The sequence below is a fragment of the Novosphingobium sp. genome, assembly GCF_027486195.1.
Classification (GTDB): domain Bacteria; phylum Pseudomonadota; class Alphaproteobacteria; order Sphingomonadales; family Sphingomonadaceae; genus Novosphingobium.
Genome location: NZ_JAIXPP010000082.1, coordinates 1 through 18740 on the forward strand (window position 1 = coordinate 1; position 18740 = coordinate 18740).

The window sequence follows — 18740 nt, forward strand, 5'->3', positions numbered from 1 at the left end:
GCGATCAAGCGCGCCCGGCACATCGGCCTGCTTCCCTACATCGTCAAGTAAGGAGCGCTGACCATGCAGATCATCCTGCTCGAGCGCATCGAGAAGCTGGGCTCCATCGGCGACGTCGTAACCGTCAAGGATGGCTACGCGCGCAACTTCCTGCTGCCCAACAAGAAGGCGCTTCGCGCCAACGAAGCCAACCGCAAGGTCTTCGAATCCAACCGCGCCCGCATCGAAGCGGACAACGCGGCTCGCCGTGAAGACGCCAAGGCCGAAGCCGGCAACGTCGAGGGCAAGGAAGTGGTGCTGATCCGCGCTTCGTCCAACTCCGGCCAGCTCTATGGTTCGGTTTCGGTGCGCGACATCGTCGACGCGCTGGTCGAACAGGGCGCCAAGGTGACGAAGTCGATGGTCGTGCTGGAACGCCCGATCAAGGCCATCGGCATCTCGACCGTGAAGGTTTCGCTCCACCCCGAGGTGAGCGTGACGGTCAAGGTCAACGTCGCCCGTTCGCCCGACGAAGCCGCGCTGCAGTCGCAGGGCGTCGACGTCATCGACGCGATGTTCGATACCGAAGTCGGCGGCTTCACCGAAGCTTACGACCCGAACGCCGAACCGGGCGAGATCCCGGCTGACCTCCTCGAGGATCGCGCCGCAGACGCGGACGCCTGAGGCAAGGCCACACGGCAACAAAAAAGGGGCGCTTCCGGCCAGGAAGCGCCCCTTTTTTGTTGCGCGGTAGTGCGGCGGACGCGGGAGCGCGCCGCCCCTCCCCTCACATCACGAAATCTGCCGCCACAAGCGCGCTCGCGCTCGTCACGAGGATTGCGAAGTCGGCCACCTTGTCGCCGTTCACATCGCCCTGCACCAGCCACTGGCTGCCCTGTGCCGCCACCGTCAGCGCGCCGTGATAGCCGTCGAACGCGGTGACGAGCTTGAACGCGCCCTCGCCTGCATCGGCGCCGTTGGCATCGATCTTCGACAAGTCGATTTGATCGCCCTCGGCATGGCTGAAGTCGAAGATCGTGTCGCGCCCCTTGGCATCGACAGTCGATTCCGCCGTGCTGGCAAAGACGAACGTGTCCGCACCGGTGCCGCCGGTCAGCTTGTCGGCACCCAGCCCGCCCAGCAGCGTGTCGCTGCCGCCCTTGCCCAGCAGCGCATCGTCGCCCGCTCGCCCGTCGAGCACATTGTTCGCATCGTTGCCGCCCAGCCAGTTGAAGCCATCGTTGCCGGTGCCTGAAATGGCGCCCGCACCTTTCAGCTGCAGGTTCTCGACATTGGCGCCGAGCGTGAAGCTGATCGAGGCATTGACCGTATCGATGCCCTGGTTGACCGCTTCGATGACCTTGTCGCCAGCATTGTCGACCACGTAAGTATCGTTGCCGCCCCTGCCCAGCATCGTATCGGCGCCCGCCTTGCCGTCGAGGTAGTTGGCGTTGCCGTTGCCGTTCATCGTGTTGGCGAGTTCGTTGCCATACCCGTTCGCGGCATTGCCGATGAGCTCGAGGTTTTCGACATTGGCGCCAAGTGTCGTGTTTGCGGCGGAGGAGCGGACGGTATCGGTGCCCTCGCCGGCATTCTCGATGATCTTGTCGGCATTGCTGGCCGAGACATAGACGTCGTTGCCCGTCCCGCCGGTCATCGTGTTGCTGCCGGTGCCGCCATCGAGCACGTCTGCGCCAGAGCCGCCGAAGAGGAAGTCGTCGCCGTTGTCGCCGCTCAGCGCGTCATTGCCTTCCATGCCATAGATCGTATCCGCTCCGGCACCCCCCGAGATGCTGTTGTCGAAGGTGTTGCCGGTGATCGTCATGGCACCGCCGCTCTCGTCGGTGAGGTTCTCGACGTAGATCGGCAGCACATAGCTCGTGACAGCGGTGGAGGTGATCTTGATCGTATCGTTCCCGCCGGCAGCCGTCGTTTCGCGCACGACATCCTCGGTGCTGTCCACCCAGTAAGTATCGTCACCGGTCCCGCCGATCATCAGGTCCTTGCCGAGACCGCCGATGAGCACATCGGCCCCGCCGCCGCCGTTCAGCGTGTCGTTGCCAGCCCCGCCTTCCAGCATGTTGGCCTGATCGTTGCCGGTCAGCGTGTTGTCATCGCTGTTGCCTGCCGCGTTCACGGCGATGCCCTTGAGCGTGATCGACTTGGCGCTGGGAGCCAGCTTGCTGTTGAGCCCTTCGGTGACCGTGACGTTCGGCGAGGACGCGCTGCCAACGAGCGGTGATGTGCCCGGCCCCGGCGCCGGCAGCGGCGTGGTGCCAAGCAGTTCGTTGAGCCAGTAGGTCACCGTTTCGACCCGCGCATTGGCGTTGCCGTCCTCGTTGAGGAAGCGGTCGGAACTGGTGTTGAAACCGATGTGATAGATGCCGTCCATCACGGTATCGATCGCGCTGTCGCCCAGCAGGTAACTTGCCCCGTGATCGCCCTGGATCAGGTGGAAGCCGGTTTCGATCATGTTCTCGTCATTGCCGTGCGCGGCGGTGAATTCGGCTGGCCGGTTGGCCCGGATCCAGGCCGAAAGGTCATAGGTTTCGGCAACCGTCAGATGCCCGTCGTCGAGCGCACCCGTCGCGGTGATCGCATCGACGATGATGTGATTGAGCTTGTCGGCCGCAGCGGCCCCTCCGCGGATCTGGGCGGCGGAAATGTTGTTCCTGAGGCCGACGTCTTCGCCGATGATCTGGATCAGCTTGTCGAGCCCGGTGCCGGTGGTGCCCACCGGCCCTTCATAGGCATAAGGCAGCCCGTTCGCCGGCATGGCGCCACTTGCCGCAAGCGCCGCCTTGTAGTCGTCGATCGAGGCATAGAGCCGGTCGGCGCTCACGGGATCGCCGTCGAGTTCCAGCCGCAGGCCTTCCGCACCGGTGTTGTCGAAGTAGTAGAGATCGACCGCGTAGAGCCCGGACTTGTCGATGGTGATCGTCTCGCTGGTGCCGGTGAAGCCGCGATTGCCGACAAAGCTCGAAAGCTCGTCGCCGCCAAGCTTGAGCAGGAAGCCATCGTCGGAGCGCACGTTGACGAGATGCTGGCCCTTCTCGAGCCAGATATAGCCCTGCAGCCTCAGCCCGATCGTGTTCATCACGGCATCGGTGCCGCCATCGGTCAGGCTCGCCTTCCCGTCGAGGAACTGGCCGAGCGTGGCGACTTCCTTGAACCCGCCGAAGTCCACCGTCTTCGCATTCAGGTGGAAATTGGCGGTCTTCGTCGCGGTCTGCGCGATGAGATCGTCGATCGAATCGAAGTTCGTTCCCCGGTCGAACACCTCGCCCTTGAGACCGGTGCCCGTGCGCACCGCAGGCTGATCACCTTCGAACGCCGCCGTGCCGTTCCATTCCTGCGGTAACGCGCCAGACGAGTTGATGGCGCGCAGCTCGAACGGATCGAGGATGCGGTCGTAGACGGCAAGGTTCCCGACCTTGCCATCGAGGTGGCTGTCGAGCTGGCTGGGATGGCTCGCGTCGCGGCCCCAGGTGCCCGCCCCCAGCACAAGATTGCGCGTGTTGGGACCGAGCCCGCTGGTTGCATCGACATCGGCGGCAACGCGCTTGCCATCGAGGAAGAGCCCAAGGCCATCCTGGCCGAAGGTGATCGCCAGCGAGTACTGGCGGCCGCTCTCGATCGTCACGCCCTCGGCCTTGAGCCACCAGTCGCGGGCACCGTCCTGCAGCACCACGTAAAGCTCACCGCCGCGCACGAAGGCCGTAAGATCGCCGTCCGCATTCGAGGCGCCATCTTTCGAGAACACCACGTGGGTGCGGCCGTCATCGGCATGGTTGGCCACGAAATCGAGCGCGATCGTGCCTTCCGCCACGCCGGTTGCATCGGCCTTGCCCAGATCGACCGCGCCCTTGGTGCCATCATCGGTCACCAGCCCGGCCCTGCTGAACACAAGGTTGGGCTTGAGCGACGCGGCATCGACGGGAGCGTGGTTCGAATGCAGCGCGCCAGTGGCAAGGTCCTTGGCCAGCAGCAGGCTGATCCAGTCGGACGTATCGCTGATCCGCTGATTGGCGTTGCCGTCCTCGTTCTCGAAGCGGTCGCCGGAGATCTTGAACCCGATGTGGTAGATGCCGTCGGCCACGGTATCGACCGATAGGTCGCCATAGATGTAGTCGCGCCCGCCGTCGCCTTGCGCGTAGTGCAGGCCGCTCTCGAACGCGCCCTCGTCATCGCCGTGGAGCGTGGTCCATTCGCTCAGCTTGTTGACGATGATCCAGCGGTTGAGATCGACCATATCCATCGGATCGAGCTTGTTGTCGTCGGCGACGCCGGTTTCCTTGATCGCCTGCAGCATGATCTTGGCCATGCCATCGGCGGCCTTGGCGGCATCGTTGATCTGCTTTTGCGAGATGCGGTGGTTGAGGCCGATGTCATCGAGCAGCCGCTCGGTGATGAGATCAAGGCCCGTGCCGGTGGTGCCATGCGCCTGCGGATCAGCCTTGCTGTTCTTCAGCGTACCCGCCGCCAGTTCAGGCGCCAGCAGCGTGTTGAGCCAGTGCGCCACGTCGTCGACGCCCGGCCCCCAGTAGTTGCGCGGGGAAGTCAGGTGGCCGTCCTTGATCTCGAAGGCGATCTCGTAGATCCCGTCGAGCACCCGGTCGACACCAGCCTCGCCGAACAGGCGCGTTACCGCGCCTTCGCCCGAGACTTGCTGGAAACCACTCTCGACGCCATTCTTCTCGGTGCCGTAGAGACTGGTGAACTTGCCATAGCCGTTGGAGCGCAGATAGGAGTTGAGCGAATAGATGTCCGAAACGGTGATCTCGCCGTCGTTGGCAAGGCCAAGTGTGCGAATCGCGCTGACGATCATCCCGTTCATCGCATCGGCCGCCGCGGCCCCTTCACGGATCGCGGCACCGGATGTCCCCATGTTGAGGGCGTAATCGCCCGCAATCAGGTCGATGGCACGGTCGAGACCCGTGCCGGTAGTGCCCATGATCCCCATCGCGCATCTCCTTGGCTTTGCGCCTTATGCTCAGAGCATGCCGAAGGACGTTTTAAGTACAATGACTGCGGTAAGTCCCTAAGGGATTAACCTTTATCGTTAGAATTTGAGTGGCCGGATTTTTGAGCAAACTTGAAAACAGCATTGTATCCCAAAAGCTTGCGGGCATATGCTGACAACGATTGACCGGGAGCAGGTAATGAAAAGCACGCATGCTGTCGCAGTTGCGGCACTTCTCATCGGGTTGACCCCCGTTAACTCCATCGGGAAAAGTTCCGAAATAATCGGTGAAGCGAAGATCGAACGGGACGAGTGGGGTATCGCTCACATTTCGGGCAAGACCGATGCCGATGCCATCTACGGCATGATCTATGCGCAGGCGGAGGATGACTTCCCCCGAATCGAGCGCAACTACCTCGTCAGCCTGGGCCGCCTTGCGGAGGCGGAAGGCGAAAGTGCGGTGTGGCAGGACCTGCGCCAGCGCCTCTGGATCGATCCCGCAGGGCTGAAGGCGGACTATGCGAAGAGCCCGGTGTGGCTGCGCAAGCTGATGGATGCCTGGGCCGCAGGGCTCAACGCCTACCTCGCCGATCACCAGGAGGTTAAGCCCAAAGTCCTTACGCATTTCGAGCCGTGGATGGCGCTGAGCTTCACCGAAGGCAGCATCGGCGGCGATATCGAACGAGTACCGCTCTCGCAGCTTGAGGCGTTCTACGGCCGCCGCCAGGTCGCCATGACCGATGAAGAGCTTGGCCGCCGCCTCAAGGAACCGGCCGGCTCCAATGGCATCGCCATCGCACCCTCGCACACCGCCGATGGCCATGCCCTGCTGCTGATCAACCCGCACACCAGCTTCTATTTCCGCGCCGAGCAGCAAGTGACCAGCGGCGAGGGCCTCAATGCCTATGGCGCAGCGACCTGGGGGCAGTTTTTCATCTATCAGGGGTTCAACCAGAACGCTGGGTGGATGCACACCACCACCGGGGCAGACCGGATCGACGAGTTTGCCGAGACCGTGGCGCAGCAGTCCGGCCAGCCGCCCGCCTACAAGGTGGGCGATGCGGTGAAGCCCTTCACCAGCCAGACCGTCACGCTTTCGGTGCGCCAGAGCGACGGAACAATGCGCCAGCGCAGCTTCACCACTTATGCGAGCGAGCATGGTCCTGTGGTGCGTGAGGAGGGCGGCAAGTGGATCGCCTATGGCCTGATGAACCGGCCGATCCCGGCGCTCGAGCAAAGCTTCCTGCGCACCAAGACCCGCGATCTGGGCAGCTTCCTCAAGGTTGCAGGGCTGCAGGCCAATTCCAGCAACAACACCTTGTTCGCCGATACCAAGGGCGAGATCGCCTATCTGCACCCGCAGTTCATGCCGATCCGCGACAACAGCCTCGATTGGCGCAAGCCCGTCGATGGCAGCAACCCCGCGGCGCGCTGGCAGGGCCTTCACCCGGTCTCCAGCCTGCCCAACGTGCTCAATCCCGCCAACGGTTGGGTCTTCAACGTGAACAATGCGCCGTGGACTGCGGCTGGGGCGGATAGCCCGAAAAAGGATGCCTTCCCGCGCTACATGGACGAGGTCGGCGCCAATGCGCGTGAAGCCCACGCCATCGCGGTGCTGGGCGATCGGCGCGACTTCACGCTCGAAAAGCTGATGGCCGCGGCCTACGACCCGGCCCTCCCCGCATTTGATCGCCTGCTGCCCACGCTTATCGCTGCGCATGCCGCCGCGCCCGATGCGAAGCGTGACGGGCCGGTCGCGCTGCTCAAGGGCTGGGACCACAAGTGGGCGCTGAACTCCACCGCGACCACCCTTGCGGTCGGCTATGCCGAGGCCCTGTGGTCGCGCGTCGCGGCGCAGAGCGACGGCGATGAAGAAAGCCTGTGGGAACGGATGAACAATCGTATCACCGACGCCCAGCGCCTCGCCGCGCTCGATGATGCAGTGAACCGCCTCGTCACCGATTTCGGGTCGTGGCAGGTGCCGTGGGGCGCGATCAACCGCTACCAGCGCAACGACGGGGCGATCACGCAGACATTCGACGATGCGAAGCCCAGCACGCCGATCCCGTTTGCCAGCGGCAACTGGGGCAGCCTCGCCTCGTTCGGTGCGGCCCGCTATCCCGGCACGAAGCGAATGTACGGCACCAGCGGCAACAGCTTCGTCGCGGTAGTCGAGTTCGGCCCGAAAGTCCGCGCCCGCGCGGTGAGTATCGGCGGCACCAGCGCCGATCCCGCCTCGCCCCATTTCGGCGATCAGGTGGGCAGCTACGCGCGCGGTGACCTGCGCGAGGTGTGGTTCTATCCCGAAGACCTCAAGCCGCACATCGTCTCGACCAAAGTACTCAAACGAATGCGCTGAAGCCCCGACTTCCAAAGGTCACGACAGGCAGGTACACCTGCAGGCATGGATCATATCGCCTCCGTGCTCGACGAGCTTACGCGCATCTACACCGCCTCTGTCGCCCGGCTGCGCGAGGATGTCATGGCCTTTGCCGCGACGGGCAGGCTCCCGCCGGACGAGCGGCGACATGATGGCAGCTACTGCTATCCGGAGCTGCGCATCCACTTCGGCGGGGAGCCGAGCATCGAGCCGACGGGGCACTCGTTCGGGCGGCTCAGCCAGAAGGGTGTCTACAGCTGCACGGTAACGCGGCCCGCGCTGTTTGCGGACTATCTGGCCGAGCAGCTGGCGATCATCCTGCAGGGCTTCGACGTGACGGTGGAGGCCGCCGTCTCGCGGCAGGAAATCCCGTTCGCCTATATGCTCGATGGCAGCCTCGGCGCGCAGATGGGCAGCATCGGGCCGCAGGAACTGGCGCGGCACTTCCCGAATGCCGATCTGGCCCACATTGGCGACGAGATCGCGGACGGCGAGTACAACGTCGGCGACGGGCCTTTGCCGCTCGCCCTGTTTGATGGCCTCCGCACCGATTTCAGCCTGGCCCGCCTCGTCCACTACACCGGCACCCCGGCCGAGGACTTCCAGCGCTACATCCTGTTCACGAACTATCACCGCTATGTCGATGAATTTGTGGACTGGGCGGGCAAGCAGCTCGGCACCGGCGAATATGTCGCGCTATCGGGCGCAGGCGGGCTTCACCTGACCGAGCCGACCGAGAACGCCCGCGCCCGCATGTCGGACACGGCGTGGCGGCGGCATCAGATGCCGGCCTACCACCTCGTTGCGCCGGACCGCAGCGGGATCACGCTCGTCAATATCGGCGTCGGCCCGTCCAACGCCAAGACGATCTGCGACCACCTCGCCGTGCTGCGACCGGAAGCATGGCTTATGATCGGCCACTGCGGCGGCTTGCGCCCCACGCAGAAGATCGGCGACTATGTGTTGGCGCATGCCTACTTGCGCGACGATCACGTGCTCGATCCGGTGCTGCCGCCCGAGATCCCGATCCCGGCGATCGCCGAAGTGCAGGTAGCGCTGGCGCGGGCGGCAGAGATCGTCAGCGGCGCGGGCGGCTCGGACCTCAAGCGGCGGATGCGCACCGGCACTGTTGTCACCACCGACGACCGCAACTGGGAGCTACGCTACTCGCACTCGGCCCGCCGCCTGAGCCTCAGCCGCGCGGTCGGCATCGACATGGAATCGGCCACCATCGCCGCGCAGGGCTACCGCTTCCGCGTGCCCTACGGCACGCTGCTCTGCGTTTCGGACAAGCCGCTGCACGGCGAACTCAAGCTGCCGGGGCAGGCCAACCGCTTCTACGAGGAGGCGATTTCCAGCCACCTCGCCATCGGCACGACCGCCTGCGCGCTGCTCAGGGCCGAAGGTGCCCGCCTCCACAGCCGCAAGCTGCGCGCGTTCAACGAGCCGCCGTTCCGCTGAGGCGGCGGCGGCGGCGCGGGCAAGTCTTGCGCGAAGTCGCGTGCCCTTTGACATGCACCCCGGCAATGGTACCCTTGCTGTGGGGGAGGGCATGACATGGCCGCAGTGCAGGAAGCTTCTGACATGGTGCCAACACGCCGCCACCAGCCATGGGTTCGCCTCACGCACTGGCTGATCGCACTGGCGGTGCTGGTGTTGATCTATTCCGGCATCGCGATCCTGATGGTTCATCCGCGCTTCTATTGGGGCACTGTCGGCAACGACCTGATGAAGCCGATCTTTGAAGTTCCGGTCGGCCCCAATTTCCACGCGATGCAATGGTCGCCGACCACGGCTTTCTTCGGCAACCCCGATGGCCCTGTGACGGCGGACCGCCTGGCCGAGCCATGGAACGGGAACGGCTGGGCGCGCAGCATGCATTTCCTCGCCGCATGGGCGTTCCTGCTGGGGCTGGCGGTCTATCTCGGGCTTGGCGCGCTGACCGGCCATGCCCGCCGCGCACTGCTGCCGGGCGCCGATGAGTTGACGGCCGGGAACATCGGGCAGGACATCAAGGCCCACTTGCGCCTGCCGATGCCGACGGTGCGACCCGGGCCGCCGTATGGGGTTCTGCAGAAGCTGACCTATGCCATGGTCGCGTTCGTCGCCCTGCCGCTGATGTTTCTGACGGGCATCACGATGTCGCCCGCAATCACCGCAAGCTATCCTGTCCTGCTCGATGTGTTCGGCGGCGGGCAATCGGCGCGGACGATCCATTTCTTCACGTTTTCCTTCCTCGCGCTGTTCCTGCTGGTTCATCTCGTGATGATCGTCCTCACCGGACCGCTGCGGCAGCTGCGCGCCATGACCTTGGGGAAATGACATGAGCGGCAAGGGATTGATGATTTCGCGGCGCGGCCTGATCGGCGGGCTCGGCTCGACCAGCGCGCTGATGCTGACGGGCTGCGGCGAAAGCCAGCCGCCGACATATGGCAATATCCTGCGCATGGGCGACAATCTGACTTATGCCATGCAGCGCACGCTGCTTTCGCCCATGGCGCTGGTGCGCGAGTATGACCGGTCCGAAGTCACCTCGATGCCAGCAACGGGGACCTATGATCCAGCGCGCGCCGAACTCGGCCTGCACGATCCGCAAGGCGGGCAGGACTATGCGATCCTGCGCAAGGGCGGCTTTGCCGATTGGCGGCTGGTGGTCGAAGGGCTGGTCGACCGGCCCGCCAGCTTTTCACTTGCCGATCTGCAGCGCATGCAGCGCCGCACCCAGATCACCCGGCATAGCTGCGAGGAAGGCTGGTCTGCGATTGCGGAATGGACCGGCGTACCGCTGCACACCGTTCTTGAGACTGTCGGCGCGAAGCCCTCGGCGCGCTATGTCGAGTTCTACACCTTCGACAAGATGGCCGATAACATCGACATGATCGATGCCCTGCATCCCCAGACGATCCTCGCCTACGGGATGAACGGGCGCGATCTGCCGATCGGCCACGGCGCGCCAGTGCGCCTCAGGGTAGAGCGGCAGATCGGCTACAAGAGCCTGAAGTATGTCCGGCGGATCGTCGTCTCGGACAAGTTCGCCGACCTCGGCAACATCAGCTCTGGCTGGGCCTGGTATAACGGGATTTAGACGGGGTTACCCCTCCGACCTGCCTTCGGCAGGCCACCTCCCCATTTGTGCTTCACAAAAATGGGGAGGAGCTTGAGGGTTACCAGCCGCAGTTCTGGCCCTTGTTCTGCTTTTCCAGCCAGGTCTGCAGCGGGGCGAAGTAGCGGATCATGGCCTTGCCGCTGATCTCGCGGGTGCCGGTGAAGGCTTCCAGCGCATCGGGCCAGGGCTTGCTCGCGCCCATCGAAAGCATGGCATTCAGCTTCGCGCCGACCGCCTTGTTGCCATAGAAGCTGCAGCGGTGGAGCGGGCCTTGCCAGCCGGCTTCCTTGCAGGCGGCTTCGTAGAACTGGAACTGCAGCACGCGGGCGAGGAAGTAGCGCGTGTACGGCACGACTGCGGGAATGTGGAACTTGGCGCCGGGATCGAACGCATCGGCGGGGCGCTCTGCCGGCGGGACGAGGCCCTGATACTTGAGGCGCATCTGGTTCCATGCCGCCTCATAGCCTTCGGGCTTGATCGAGCCATCGAACACGCCCCAGCGCCAGCGATCGACCAGGAGGGTCCACGGCATCGCCGCCACCTTGTCGAGCGCCTGGCGCAGGAGGAGGCCGGTGTCCTTGTCTGGCGAGGGCACCTTGTCGCGGCTCAGCAGGCCGATCTGGACGAGATATTCGGGCGTGATCGAGAGCGCCATGGTATCGCCGATGGCTTCGTGGAAGCCATCGTTTGCGCCTTCCATGTAGTATCGCGAGGGCTGCTGGTTGTAGGCGCGCTGGTAGTAGTTGTGGCCGAGTTCGTGGTGGATCGTCACGAAATCGTCGGCGTTGACCTTGGTGCACATCTTGATGCGCAGGTCGTCCTTGTTGTCGATATCCCAGGCCGAGGCATGGCAGACGACCTCACGGTCGCGCGGCTTCACGATCTGCGAGCGGGCCCAGAAGGTTTCGGGCAAGGGCGCGAAGCCGAGCGAGGAATAGAAGCCCTCGCCAGCCTTGACCATCTTGACCGGATCATAGCCCTTTGCGGTGAGCAGATCACCGATGTCATAGCCGATATCGCCCGCGCCCTTGGGGGCAACCACATCGTAGATATTGCCCCAGGACTGGCCCCACATATTGCCGAGGAGATCGGCGCGGATCGCCCCGGACTTCTTCTGCACGCCGTCGCCATATTTCTCGCCCAGCTTGGCGCGGGTGTAGCAGTGAAGCTGGACGTAGAGCGGGCGGACCTCGTTCCAGATCTTCTCGGTGAGCGCGGCGAAGGTGGCCGGGTCCATATCGTAGTTCGAACGCCACAGCGCGCCGGTATCGGCAAAGCCCAGTTCGCGCGCACCTTCGTTGGAAAGCTCGACCATTCGGGCATAGTCGGCCTTCATCGGCTTGCCGACGTTGTCGTGCCACGAGAGCCACATTTCCTTGAGCTCGTCCGGATTGCGGCTGGTGCCCATCGCGGCTTCGATATCGCTGCCGTTGATCGGCTCGCCCTTCAAGGTGCCGTGGCCCTTGCCGTAGAGGCCCTGAATACGCGCCTGACGGGTGCCGAATTCTTCCGCTGCGCCCGGCGTGGTCGGCACGGGGCTGGTGATCTGCGTGCGCATCATCACGAGCTTGCGCTGGTCTTCCGCGGTGAGGCCGGGAACCTTGGCCATGCGCGCCGCCTCAGCAGCGGTCTTCACCATCAGCGTGTTGTATTCGGCGTTCGAAGCCGCAACGAGTGCTTCGGTATCGTCGGTAATGTTGGTCTCATAGACCCACTGGACGCGGCCCGAACGGACGGTCTGATCGGCATAAGCCTGATCGGCAGCCTTGATCCAAGCCTGCGCAGAAGCGGCATCAGCAGCGGGCGCAGCCTGCTGGGCGAGCGCGGGCGCGGCAACGCTGGCAGCCGCGAGCGCGCCGAGGGAAACGAATGTTTTCATGGAACTGGCTCTCCGCAAGGTGCAAATGGACGGCCTTTGCGGCCACCCTTGCGCGCACCGTTAGCCGCGCGGGTCGCCGCGTCAAGCGGTCAGAAATGAAACCAGTTCTGCGCCCATCGCGGGTTCGGTGACGGAGCTCATGTGCGTACCGGGAATGACTGCGTGGCGAGCATTGGGCAGGACTTCGGCCAAGCGGTCGGCGCTGCCGTTATCGTTGTCCTGATCGCCGCAAAGGACGAGCGTGGGCATGGTGATCGCGGCGAGCGTGGCCGGATCGGTATCGTCCATCGTGCCGAGGAGGAGACCTGCGGCGACGGGATCGGTGCCCATGGTCTTGAGGAACTGCTGCGCCGCATAGCCGCGGTCGCCGGGACGGATCGTGCCGAAGCGGTCGAGCACATCGCGGAAGAACGCCTGACGCCCCGTCCAGCCGGCAAGGCCATCGAGCCCCATACCGCCGAGCACAAGCCGCCGAGGCCGCGCGCCCGCGATGACAGCGCGGGCTGAAGTGCGCGATCCGAGCGAGAAGCCAACGAGGTCGTAGTCCGCAAGGCCGAGATGGGTAACGAGCGCTTCCAGATCGTGCACCAGCACATCGGGCGGGTAAGCGGCGGGATCATGGGAAGCGGCGCTCGCACCGTGGGCGCGCAGATCGGGCATCAGGCACTCGAAACCGGCAGCAACCAGCTGCGCGGCGGTGCCGAACTTGACCCAGTTTACATGGGCATTGGAGAACAGCCCGTGGAGCAGGATCACCGGGCGGCCTGCGCCGAGGCGGTGCAATGCGAGGTTCGCGCCGTCGAAGCCGGGGTAGGTCTCGCTCACTGGCTCAGCAGCCGGATGCCGGATACCATGAGGACGGCGGCGAGCGCGGGGCGCAGCACATGATCGGGCGAACGGGTGGAAAGCATGCTCCCCACTACCGCACCGGGCAGCGAACCGACAAGCAGGCTCGTCAGCAGGCCGAAATCAACATCGCCAATCATCCAGTGGCCGAAGCCAGCGACAAGCGTGAGCGGAACCGCATGGGCGATATCGGTGCCGACGATCTTCGCAACCCGCAGCGCCGGGTAGAGCATCAGCAGAACAGTGACGCCGATCGCGCCCGCGCCGACCGAAGTGATCGTGACGGCGACGCCGAGCAACGCGCCGAGCAGCACCGTGGGGATACGCGCCTGCCGGTCGTCCAGCCGCTCGTGCTGCTTGGCCATGACGGCGAGCTGCTTCTGGAACAGCGTGGCGATAGAGGTGACGATCAGCATCGCGCCGAGGCAGAGCAGCACGACGTGGCTGGAGCCTTTGCTCAGCTTGCCGAAATCGGACATCAGGATCAGCGTGACGGTCGCCGCGGGGACGCTGCCCATGGCGAGCCGGCGCATGATGTGCCAGTCCACCGTCTCGCGCTTCCCATGGACCGCCGAGCCGACGATCTTGGTGACCGAGGCGAACAGGAGATCGGTGCCCACCGCAGTGCCCGGGGCGACGCCGAACAGCAGGACGAGGATCGGCGTCATCAGCGACCCGCCGCCCACGCCCGTCAGGCCGACCAGAAAACCCACGAGCAGCCCGGCAATGCCGTGCAGCAGATCGAAATGCGCAAACATCTGTGCCCCTTCCGGTCCCGTGGTCGGGTCCCGTGCGGAAGGCATCGGAGTAGAGCCGCGAGGGCCGCGCGGCAATGCAAGAAACTCTATCAGCCGGGTTGACGTTTCTTTCGAACGCGATGGTGCAACGGAACATCGCAGGCTGCGGCCCATTCTGCGGAGTATGCGGCAACCGCGCTCCCGCGGCGCTGCACGGAGTTCCCGATCATGAATCGCCCCACCTTAGCCACCGCCTTGATGGCCGCCACTGCGCTGTGCCTCTCGTTCGCCGCCCCCGCTTATGCCGAGGGCAAGGCCGACAGGGCACGCGCCGCCATTGCCGAAGCGCAGACCAAGATCGATACCGCCGAAAGCTTGGGCACATCGACCGCACAGCCGGGCCGGACCGCAGAGGCCAACGCGGCACTGGCCCGCGCGAAGGAGAACCTTGCGGCCGGACACAAGCCCGAGGCCATCGCCGATGCGATCCACGCCTCGGCGCTGGCCGATGCCGCACTGGGCCAGATGCAGAAAACCGCAAACGAGCACAGCGAGGCGATGAAGATGCAGGCCCAAGCGCAGGCTGCTGAGACGGCACGCGCGCAAATGACCGTCGATGCCGCACATATGCAGACCGACATGGCCAACGACCGCGCAAATCGCGCCGAGAACGCAGCGGCGGTTTCGGCCAGCGATGCCGCCTTCTCGCGCAATGCGGCCATGGCGGCGCAGGCAGAGGCCCAAAAGCAGCCCATGCAGATGCAGACGACCGTTTCAACCGAACAGCAGACGGAACGGGTTATCGCCCACCCCGCCCCGGCCGCACGGGCGACTCGTCATGTCACGCGCCACCGCCGCGTCGTCCATCACCGCCGCGTGGTGCATCACCACACCGCGCGTGGCAAGGTGACGACCACGACGACCGTCACGCATACGGGAATGTAAACTGCGGCCCCTCCCCTGCGGGGGAGGGGCTCAAACGGCTGAACCTCAGCCCTTCTTCAGGTGGCGGCGGCCAAGGAGCTCGGCGATCTGCACTGCGTTGAGCGCGGCGCCCTTGCGCAGATTGTCCGAGACGCACCACAGCGAAAGGCCGCTGTCGACCGTCGGGTCTTCGCGCACACGGCTGACGAAGGTGGCGTAATCGCCGACGCATTCGATCGGGGTGACGTATCCGCCGTCCTCGCGCTTGTCGATCAGCATGACGCCGGGCGATTCGCGCAGGATATCCTGCGCTTCCTTCGCCGAAATCTCGTCCTTGAACTCGAGGTTGATCGCTTCGGAGTGGCCGACGAAAACGGGGACGCGCACGCAGGTGGCGGTCACCTTGATCTTGGGATCGAGGATCTTCTTGGTCTCGGCGACCATCTTCCACTCTTCCTTGGTCGAACCGTCATCCAGGAAGCTGTCGATGTGGGGGATCACGTTGAAGGCGATCTGCTTGGTGAACTTGCGCGGTTCGACTGAATCGCCGACGAAGATCGCGCGGCTCTGCTCGAACAGCTCGTCCATGCCGTCCTTCCCCGCGCCCGAAACCGACTGGTAGGTCGCGACGACGACGCGCAGGATCGTGGCCTTGTCGTGCAGGGGCTTGAGCGCCACGACCATCTGCGCGGTCGAGCAGTTGGGGTTGGCGATGATGTTGCGCACCTTGTAGCCGTCGATCGCGTCGGGGTTCACCTCGGGCACGATCAGCGGCACGTCCGGGTCCATGCGGTAGAGCGAGGAGTTGTCGATCACCACGCAGCCCGCTGCCGCCGCGCGCGGGGCGTGGACCTTGGTCGCGCTCGAGCCGATGGCGAACAGCGCGATATCCCAGCCCGTGAAATCGAAGTTATCGATGTTCTGGACCTTGATCATGCGCCCGGTCTCACCGAACTCGATCTCGGAGCCCTGCGAGCGCGACGAGGCAACTGCCGCGATCTCGTCAATCGGGAACTCGCGCTCGGCGAGGATATTGAGCATCTCGCGCCCGACATTGCCGGTCGCGCCTGCGACCACTACCCGGTAACCCATTGTGCTTACTCCAAATACGCCCGGTTGGGGGCGATCAAGTCCTGCTTGCCAAAAGCCCTGACCCTAAAGTCCGTTCGTGTCGAGCGAAGTCGAGACACCAAGCGCGGCGCTAAGTGTCTCGACTTCGCTCGACACGAACGGGGAAGGATGAGGACATACTGGCGGTTGTTACTTCTCCGTGCCCACGCCGTGCCGGTCGAGGAAGCGGAATACGGTTTCGTAGAGATGCTTGCTGACCTTGGGCCCGCCGATGCGGTGGGTGTAGCCGGGGTAGAGCATCATTTCGAACGGCACAGCCTCGCCTTGCAGCTTGGCGATCAACGCGGTCGAGTTTTCGAACACGACGTTGTCGTCCGCCATACCGTGGATCAGCATCAGCGGATCGCGGAGCTTCGCGGCATCGGCGAGTGCGCCCGAGGCTTCGTAGACCTTGGGCTCCTTGTTCGGATCGCCAAGATAGCGCTCGGTATAGTGCGTATCGTAAAGCTCCCAGCGCGTTACGGGGGCAACCGCGATGCCGGCAGCCCATTCGCCAGGGTGCTCTTCCAGCATCTTGAGCGTCATGTAGCCGCCGTAGGACCAGCCGAACGTGCTGACCCGCGCCGGATCGACGAAGGCGAGCGACTTCAAGTAGCGCGCGCCTACAAGCTGGTCCGCCACTTCGACCGTGCCCATCGCGCGATTGATCGCGCTTTCGAAGGCCACGCCGCGATTATCGGACCCGCGCCCGTCGATGGCGAAGTAGATATAGCCCTTGTCGACAATCGCCTGCGCCAGCGCGCCCTGCCAGCCCTTGCCGACGACTTGCGCATGCGGGCCGCCGTAGTGGTAGGAGAACACCGGGTAGCGTTTGCCCGGCTCCAGCGGCGGGGTGATCATCATCCAGTGGAGCGGGGTGCCGTCTTCCGCCGGGATCGTGCCGAACTCGGCTGCACGGTGGCTGGCGAGGTAGGGCGCGTAGGGGTGAAGCCCCTCGATGCGGTTTTCCTCGATCCACGCAAGGCGCTTGCCCGCTGCATCCGCGAGGTAGGACTGGGGCGGCTGATTGTCGGCGCTGCGGGTGACGACGAGCGTCTGGCCCTTGCGGTCCATCGCGGCGCTGTTGTGGAAGGCGAGCTCGGTCAGTCGGTCGAGCTTCGCCGGGTTTTTGAGATCGAAGGCATAGACCTGCGGCGCGAGGACATCGTCCTTTGTGCCGACGAAGGTGACGCGCCCGGTCTTCTGGTCCACGCCGAGGAGATCGGTGACGACCCAGGCGCCCTTGGTGAGCTGCGTCCAGGCGCCAGCCTTGAAATGATAGAGATGCGCGAAGCCGTCGCGCTCCGAGAGCCAGATCAGGCTGCCATCGGCGAGGAAGCGGTAAGCGTCGGAGAGGTTGATCCAGCTATCCTTGGCGGCGGTTTCGGTGAACAGCACCTCGGCCTTGCCAGTGGCCGGATCGACCTTGAGCATGTCGAGCTTCGACTGCGCGCGGTTTTCGCGCTGAACGTAGAGCGCCTTGCCATCGGGCGCCCAATCGACGCGGGCGAGGTAGATGTCCTTGTCCGGGCCAAGGTCCACCTGCACGCGGCTCGTGCCATCCGCGCCGATCACCCAGAGCGAGACTTCGGCATTGGCGCTGCCAGCTACCGGATAGCGCTGCTCGAAGGTCTTGGTGCCCTCTGCGCCGATCGCGGCGCGGGTCACGGTGCCGACGCCCGCTTCATCGAAACGCTCGACCGCAAGGCGGCTCCCATCAGGCGACCACCAGTAGCCCTTGAACCGGTTCATTTCCTCCTGCGCGACGAATTCAGCCTCGCCCCAGTGGACGGTGGCGGCGGTTTCGGCGGCGGTTACGGACTGTGGCTCGCTGGTGCCGTCCACCGGCCCCACGAAGAGGCGCTGGTCGCGCACGAAGGCGATATGGCCGCCCTTGGGGCTGAGCGAGGGATCAAGCTCGCCGCCCTTCGTGCCCGCGATCTTGCGCACCGAGCCATCGAGGCCCGCGAGCAGCAGATCGCCATCGATGGGGACGAGCACGGCCGCGCTGTCCGCCGTCCATTCGTAGCTGACGATACCCTTGAGGTCGCCGATGCGCTGGCGCTCGCGCTGCATCTTTTCCGCTTCGGAAAGCTCGCGTCCCGAGGAGAGCTTCTTCGAATCGACCAGCATGCGCCACTCACCGGCTTTGCGGTCGAATCCCCACAGATCATAGCGCTCGCGGTCATCCGCGCGGCCGCGCAGCACGGTGACATAGCGGCCATCGGGCGAAAGCTTGACCGCGCGCGGCACCGGCCCGGCGAGGCTGGGGCTGGCGAAGACGCGCTCGAGCGTGAGGGCTGGCGCAGTTTGCTGTGCAGTCACGGCACTATCCTTCGTCTCGGCGGCAAGAACGGGCGCAGCAACGGCGAGCATGCTCGCAGCGAGCAGAGTGGTCAGCAGTCGCATGGGAGCGATGGTCCTTGGGTAAGGTATGGCAAAACGAAAAGAGGCGCCCCGGCTTGGTTGCCGGGGCGCCTCTTGAAGCACGCTGCGGTGCCCCAGGCGGTGGGCTATGGAGCCCGCCCCGGTCAGCTTTCCGTGGTGGTTTTAATCGTCTTGCGCTCGGCAATACGCGCCGACTTGCCGGTGCGGCCACGCAGGTAATAGAGCTTCGCACGACGCACGACGCCGCGGCGGACCACGGTGATGCTGTCGATGTTGGGCGAGTAGAGCGGGAACACACGCTCCACGCCTTCGCCGAAGGAGATCTTGCGAACGGTGAAGTTCGAGCCGAGGCCACGGTTCGAACGCGCGATGCACACGCCTTCGTAGGCCTGAACGCGGGTGCGCTCACCTTCGACGACGCGCACGCC

The 18740-nt window shown here is 64.7% G+C and carries 13 protein-coding genes; 6 read left to right on the forward strand and 7 right to left on the reverse strand.

The window, feature by feature from the left end; all coding sequences use genetic code 11:
- Positions 1-63: 63 nt before the first annotated feature.
- A complete protein-coding gene (gene rplI / locus Q0071_RS15070) occupies positions 64-663 on the forward strand; it encodes a 50S ribosomal protein L9 (protein WP_298171200.1) in 600 nt (199 codons plus the stop codon).
- A gap of 103 nt (positions 664-766) precedes the next feature.
- Here the strand turns inward: rplI and Q0071_RS15075 are convergent, their stop codons facing one another.
- Complete coding sequence (locus Q0071_RS15075; protein ID WP_298171203.1) at positions 767-4942, reverse strand: LamG-like jellyroll fold domain-containing protein; 4176 nt, start codon at positions 4940-4942, stop codon at positions 767-769.
- 199 nt (positions 4943-5141) lie between these two features.
- Between Q0071_RS15075 and Q0071_RS15080 the strand changes: the two genes are divergently transcribed.
- From Q0071_RS15080 to Q0071_RS15095, 4 genes are all read left to right on the forward strand, one after another.
- Positions 5142-7301, forward strand: coding sequence for a penicillin acylase family protein (locus Q0071_RS15080; RefSeq protein ID WP_298171206.1), 2160 nt, complete (start codon positions 5142-5144; stop codon positions 7299-7301).
- 45 nt (positions 7302-7346) lie between these two features.
- The gene (locus Q0071_RS15085) at positions 7347-8783 is read left to right on the forward strand and encodes an AMP nucleosidase (protein WP_298171209.1); all 1437 of its coding nucleotides are present in this window, start codon (positions 7347-7349) and stop codon (positions 8781-8783) included.
- 96 nt (positions 8784-8879) lie between these two features.
- Positions 8880-9644: a cytochrome b/b6 domain-containing protein gene (locus Q0071_RS15090; protein ID WP_298171212.1), complete on the forward strand. Its 765-nt coding sequence runs from the start codon at positions 8880-8882 to the stop codon at positions 9642-9644.
- 1 nt (position 9645) lies between these two features.
- Positions 9646-10407 carry a molybdopterin-dependent oxidoreductase gene (locus Q0071_RS15095; RefSeq protein WP_298171215.1) on the forward strand — a complete coding sequence of 254 codons (762 nt, stop codon included), beginning with the start codon at positions 9646-9648 and terminating at the stop codon, positions 10405-10407.
- Positions 10408-10486: 79 nt separating this feature from the next.
- Here the strand turns inward: Q0071_RS15095 and Q0071_RS15100 are convergent, their stop codons facing one another.
- From Q0071_RS15100 to Q0071_RS15110, 3 genes are all read right to left on the reverse strand, one after another.
- Positions 10487-12307 (reverse strand): M2 family metallopeptidase, encoded by a 1821-nt coding sequence (locus Q0071_RS15100; RefSeq protein ID WP_298171217.1) that lies wholly within the window; start codon positions 12305-12307, stop codon positions 10487-10489.
- A gap of 81 nt (positions 12308-12388) precedes the next feature.
- Entirely contained in the window at positions 12389-13132 is a 744-nt protein-coding gene (locus Q0071_RS15105) for an alpha/beta fold hydrolase (RefSeq protein WP_298171220.1), read from the reverse strand.
- On the reverse strand, positions 13129-13911 hold the full coding sequence (locus tag Q0071_RS15110) for a sulfite exporter TauE/SafE family protein (RefSeq protein WP_298171223.1): 783 nt from the start codon (positions 13909-13911) through the stop codon (positions 13129-13131). The genes Q0071_RS15105 and Q0071_RS15110 overlap by 4 nt, the downstream gene beginning before the upstream one ends.
- 207 nt (positions 13912-14118) lie before the next feature.
- On the opposite strand from Q0071_RS15110, the gene Q0071_RS15115 reads away from it, so the two are divergent.
- A complete protein-coding gene (locus tag Q0071_RS15115) occupies positions 14119-14835 on the forward strand; it encodes a hypothetical protein (RefSeq protein ID WP_298171226.1) in 717 nt (238 codons plus the stop codon).
- A gap of 45 nt (positions 14836-14880) precedes the next feature.
- On the opposite strand, the gene Q0071_RS15120 is transcribed toward Q0071_RS15115, so the two are convergent.
- The 3 genes from Q0071_RS15120 to rplS all read right to left on the reverse strand — a co-directional run.
- Positions 14881-15906, reverse strand: coding sequence for an aspartate-semialdehyde dehydrogenase (locus Q0071_RS15120; RefSeq protein ID WP_298171229.1), 1026 nt, complete (start codon positions 15904-15906; stop codon positions 14881-14883).
- Between the two features lie 168 nt (positions 15907-16074).
- Positions 16075-18333 carry a S9 family peptidase gene (locus Q0071_RS15125; protein WP_298171232.1) on the reverse strand — a complete coding sequence of 753 codons (2259 nt, stop codon included), beginning with the start codon at positions 18331-18333 and terminating at the stop codon, positions 16075-16077.
- Between the two features lie 122 nt (positions 18334-18455).
- Positions 18456-18740 (reverse strand): 50S ribosomal protein L19 (gene rplS, locus Q0071_RS15130; RefSeq protein ID WP_298171234.1); only part of this gene is annotated, 285 nt, incomplete at its 5' end.